This is a genomic window from Alteromonas sp. 14N.309.X.WAT.G.H12, from assembly GCF_036697315.1.
In the GTDB taxonomy this organism is placed as follows: domain Bacteria; phylum Pseudomonadota; class Gammaproteobacteria; order Enterobacterales; family Alteromonadaceae; genus Alteromonas.
In genome coordinates this window covers 1-4,380 of record NZ_JBAHZB010000173.1, presented here as the reverse complement: position 1 = coordinate 4,380, position 4,380 = coordinate 1, and the positions used below count along the sequence as shown (strand labels likewise).

The window sequence follows — 4,380 nt, the reverse complement described above, 5'->3', positions numbered from 1 at the left end:
CCCTAACCCACACCTGGACACGCCGCATTATGAAGTGAGCCGTCGTCGTCCTGATGAAGTAGTTGCCGATGCCAGCTATAACGTTGAGCTAACGGAGACGGACGAAGGGGAATCTTATCAACCCACCACTGTGCCACCGAAACGTGAAGAGCCTGCACTAAAAGGTTTGGTTGCGCCAACACAGGCACCGCCAAAAGCGGTCGCTGCCCCTGCCGCCAAAACCCAATCTGTGCAGCAAGCTCCAAAAGCAAGCAACAATTTGTTTACTAAACTTGGCCAGTGGATATCTTCGATTTTAGGCGGAGATGAAAAAACCGAGACAACCACCAAGCCCGAGCCAAAAGAAACCAACCGTAGACCACCTCGGGACAACAGAAACAGAAAGCCTCGCAATCAACGCAATAAACGCGTTAGAAATACTGAGGCTTCCAGTACGGATAAAACCGAGCAAAAACCGGTACAAAAACGGCAAGACGACAAACGCAGTCGACCTAAAAGTCGTCGTAAGCCTCAGGAAGAGAGGAACGATAAGCCGCAAAGTCAGGCCGTTGAAAAGCCTGTTGAAAAGCCTGTAGAAGCACAAGTACAAGCAGAGACAGAAGCGGCCAAACCAGCGCGTAAAAAGCAGTTGGCAGAAAGACGTAAGCGCAGAGACAAGCGTAGAAGTGTACGCGTTAAGCAGGAAAGCCAAGATACGGCAGTCACACCAGTATCCGCAGCCTCCGCACAAGATGTGCCGGTCAAACCTGCTGCAGAAACACAGGTAGATGAAACCATTGTCCCTCAAACGGCTACCACGCCGGTTGCTGAAACTACGAAAGTAAACACAAGCGATGAGGTCAACGCCATTTCCACTGAGCAATCAGAAAACTCAACTGAACAGTCGGATGAGCAAAAAGATAGCGGTCAAAAACGTGAAGCGCGTGGACGCTCAAGACGTTCTCCTCGCCATGTACGTGCTGCCGGACAACGTCGTAAAAAAGAACAGGAGCATGGTACAGAAGACAATAGCAATGCCGTTGTCACAAACGAGCATGATCCTGAAAACAGTGCGCCGTTAACGGCTGACAATGCGCCTTCCCCTGGTGCGGAAAGTACGCCGTCCGAGGAAGCGTCAACGTCAAACAATGCCGAGGCCCCCCAAGCAGCACCTGCCCCAGCAGAAAATGCCGTTCAGGACGAACTGCAATTTGACGTTGCCCAGCCTGAAGAGACGGTTGCAGACACGCAACAGGCGGTTGCCGACAGTGATGCTGATCTCACAACGAAAGAGACTAAGCCAGCCGTTAAACAAGAAGAAGCGGCACCTGAGCAGGTTGAAATAAACCTTAACGCCGAGGAAAAACAGCAAGAAGCGCAACCTGAGATCTTCAACGAGGAAGAACAGGAGCCGCAAAGTCCATCCGAGGCAGTGGAACCAGAAACTGAAGCTAAGGCAGAAACCCCACCTGAAGCACAAGTCAGTGCAGAAGGAGAAACGACGCCTAAGGACGACGCTGTAGCGGAAGCGCCAAGTACACCGGAAGTAGAAACTGCCGATGTTGAAGCCAAGGTAGAAGCTGAAGCCACCACAACGAAAACGGTTATTCCTGCGGTTGCTGTGGTATCAACCACACCGGTTACCACTAGCAGTTTAGGAAGGAAGCACGCTTCATTCCCAATGGCCCTGCCGGAAACCGTGGACGCTTCCTTTAGTGACGCGCCAGCAACAGAAAAGGCTGACACAGCAAGACCTGCGCTTAGTATCTCAGGCAAAACGGCCTCAACGAAGCAAGCGTCTTCATCCGCTTCAGCCCCTGCGACCTTACCGGGTGCCCGTCCTGAGCAAGCGGTGGTTGAAACCGTCGAAGAAGACTCGTAACATCGCTGATTCTAAATCAATGAGAATAAAAGCCGTACTCTAGTACGGCTTTTTTATAAGTGCGGATATGACACAAGGTATTTCTCCTCAAATCATTGGCTGGCTAGAAGCCCTATGCAATGTGAAAGTTGCCAGTAGCACCCTCATCCAACCCTTGTGGAGCGGCTATGGGGCCTGTTTTCGCGCTACCACAACACAAGGTCATCGCTGGGTTGTAAAAGCCATCCACGATGAAGAGCAAAAAGCACATCCAAAAGGATGGCAAACCAACCATAGCCACGCCCGAAAATGCCATTCCTTTGCCGTTGAACAATATTTTTATCAAACCATACAACCACATACGCCTCCTTCTAGCCCGTGTCCGAAGCTCATCAATTGTGAAGAAAACGATGGCGGCCGTATGCTTGTATTAGAGGACTTGTGTGACACGGGGTATTCACAAACGGCGTTAACCCTGAACATAGATGAAGCAACCTGTGTTATAGCCTGGCTGGCTGCGTTCCATGCACACTTTTTAGGGTATCTGGATCATCACGTATGGAAAGAAGGAACCTATTGGCATTTAACCACTCGGCAGGATGAATGGCAGGCAATGCCCAATGGCGCGCTAAAAGACGCAGCCCACACCATCGCAGAAAAACTGGCATCTTCCCCCTATCAAACCCTTTTACATGGCGATGCAAAAGTTGCCAATTTCTGTTTCACCCCAGATATGAAACGCTGCGCAGCGGTGGATTTTCAATACGTGGGGCATGGCGTCGGTGTGAAAGATCTTGCTTACTTTATTGGCAGCGCATTAAGTGAAGACGATCAGGCCCGCTATACACAACGGTGTTTGGACATCTATTTCTCTGCCCTGCGCAAACACATAGGTGCAGTGTTAGATAAACCTAAGATCGATGAATTAATCATACAGTGGCGTAATCTATACCCGCTGGCCTGTGCCGATTTTCATCGTTTTCTTGCCGGTTGGAGCCCCGATCACTGGAAGATAAACACCCATTTGCGAGCGCTATCTAACCAAGCACTAAACGCGCTCAACTAATGTATCAATATAAAAATTATTGAATTTCATCATCCCAAGGCAGCCAACTTAGCATCATTTTTAAACTGGCTTTGAGTTGCTTATCATCCTGGCACAAATAACCGTAAACTCGAATGCCAAAAATGGCCATCATCACAGCGTTGGCATAAGACTCACTGTTCTTGTCACCGTATTCATCAGCGAGATAGCGTTGATATAGCCTTTTGGTTTGGTCAAGGTGCGCCGATGCACATTGCGCTAAATTTGGCGCGGTAGCGGATAATTCCAATTGGGTTTTAACTAAAAAACAACTCACATAGTGTTTGTCGTGGATATGGATCAGCATGTTAGTTAACAGCGCCACAATCCCCTTGCCGACACCCATTTCCATTGCTTTCGTCAATTTTTCATGACTTAACGCCGCATACTTTTCTAAACTGGCAATATACAAGGCTTCTTTATTGCCAAACGCATGATACACACTGCCGGGTTTTAATCCGGTGGTATGGGTAATGTCATGCATGGATGTGCCGTAAAAGCCCTTGCGCCAAAAAAGATGCATGGTTTTATCCAGGACGTTGTCTTCATTGAATTGTCTTAAAGCCATATCAGTATCTTATGAAATTTATGAAATACACATTGTGTGTAAAAACATGACAAATAATATCACGTTGTAGTAACCCCTGCGTCAGTTTTGAGTGATCGCTCAAAATAAAGTTGTCACACAGATCAATTTACTTTACCATTTTGAACAATCACTCAAAATATAGGGCATTACATGAAGAACTTATTGGTACTATGTATTCTGTGCATGGGGATATATCATGAGTCAGCGCTAGCAGACGATACAACAGCAACATTATCACCGCCAAAAGTTATCTTTTTTGACGTTAACGAAACCTTACTTGATCTTAGTGCGATGAAAGTGTCAGTGGGTCAAGCCCTCAATGGACGGAATGATTTATTACCACTATGGTTCTCCACCATGCTCCACCACTCTTTGGTAGACTCCACCACTGAACGCTTCCATACATTTGGTGAAATTGGTGTCGCCGCCTTATTGATGGTCGCTGAAATAGAAGCAATCCCGTTAACCGCAGAACAAGCCAAGGAAGCCATCGTCACGCCCCTGCGTAGTTTGCCCCCTCATCCTGATGTACGTGCCGGACTACAAAAATTAAAAGACAAAGGTTATACCCTTGTTAGTCTGACTAATTCATCGAATAAAGGGGTGTACACCCAGTTTAAAAATGCCGATTTGCTGTCATTTTTTGATCAACGCTTAAGCGTTGAAGACATCAAAACCTACAAGCCAGATCTTAAAACTTACGCCTGGGCAGCGAAAAAAATGGGGATCGCGCCAAAGGATGCCATGCTGGTTGCCGCTCACGGATGGGATATTGCTGGCGCCAAGCAAGCTGGCTGGCAAGCGGTTTTCATTAAGCGACCAGGTAAAGTGCTTTATCCGCTGGCACGTAAACCTGATGTTGTCATT

Annotated in this window: 3 protein-coding genes and 1 pseudogene; 3 read left to right on the top strand and 1 reads right to left on the bottom strand. The window is 47.7% G+C overall.

Annotated elements, in window-relative coordinates:
• Positions 1 to 1,861: pseudogene (locus tag V5298_RS19885) on the top strand (hypothetical protein); the annotation flags it as partial.
• Positions 1,862 to 1,928: 67 nt separating this feature from the next.
• On the top strand, positions 1,929 to 2,906 hold the full coding sequence (locus tag V5298_RS19880) for a phosphotransferase (protein ID WP_332933163.1): 978 nt from the start codon (positions 1,929 to 1,931) through the stop codon (positions 2,904 to 2,906).
• 16 nt (positions 2,907 to 2,922) lie between these two features.
• Here V5298_RS19880 and V5298_RS19875 read toward each other — a convergent pair whose 3' ends face one another.
• On the bottom strand, positions 2,923 to 3,492 hold the full coding sequence (locus V5298_RS19875; RefSeq protein ID WP_332933162.1) for a TetR/AcrR family transcriptional regulator: 570 nt from the start codon (positions 3,490 to 3,492) through the stop codon (positions 2,923 to 2,925).
• A gap of 204 nt (positions 3,493 to 3,696) precedes the next feature.
• On the opposite strand from V5298_RS19875, the gene V5298_RS19870 reads away from it, so the two are divergent.
• The coding region (locus V5298_RS19870) for a haloacid dehalogenase type II (RefSeq protein ID WP_332933164.1) at positions 3,697 to 4,380 on the top strand (684 nt) is incomplete at its 3' end.

Coding starts and splice junctions, on each gene's coding strand:
- V5298_RS19880 (WP_332933163.1), top strand. CDS start 1,929: ATGACACAAGGTATTTCTCCTCAAATCATTGGCTGGCTAGAAGCCCTA.
- V5298_RS19875 (WP_332933162.1), bottom strand. CDS start 3,492: ATGGCTTTAAGACAATTCAATGAAGACAACGTCCTGGATAAAACCATG.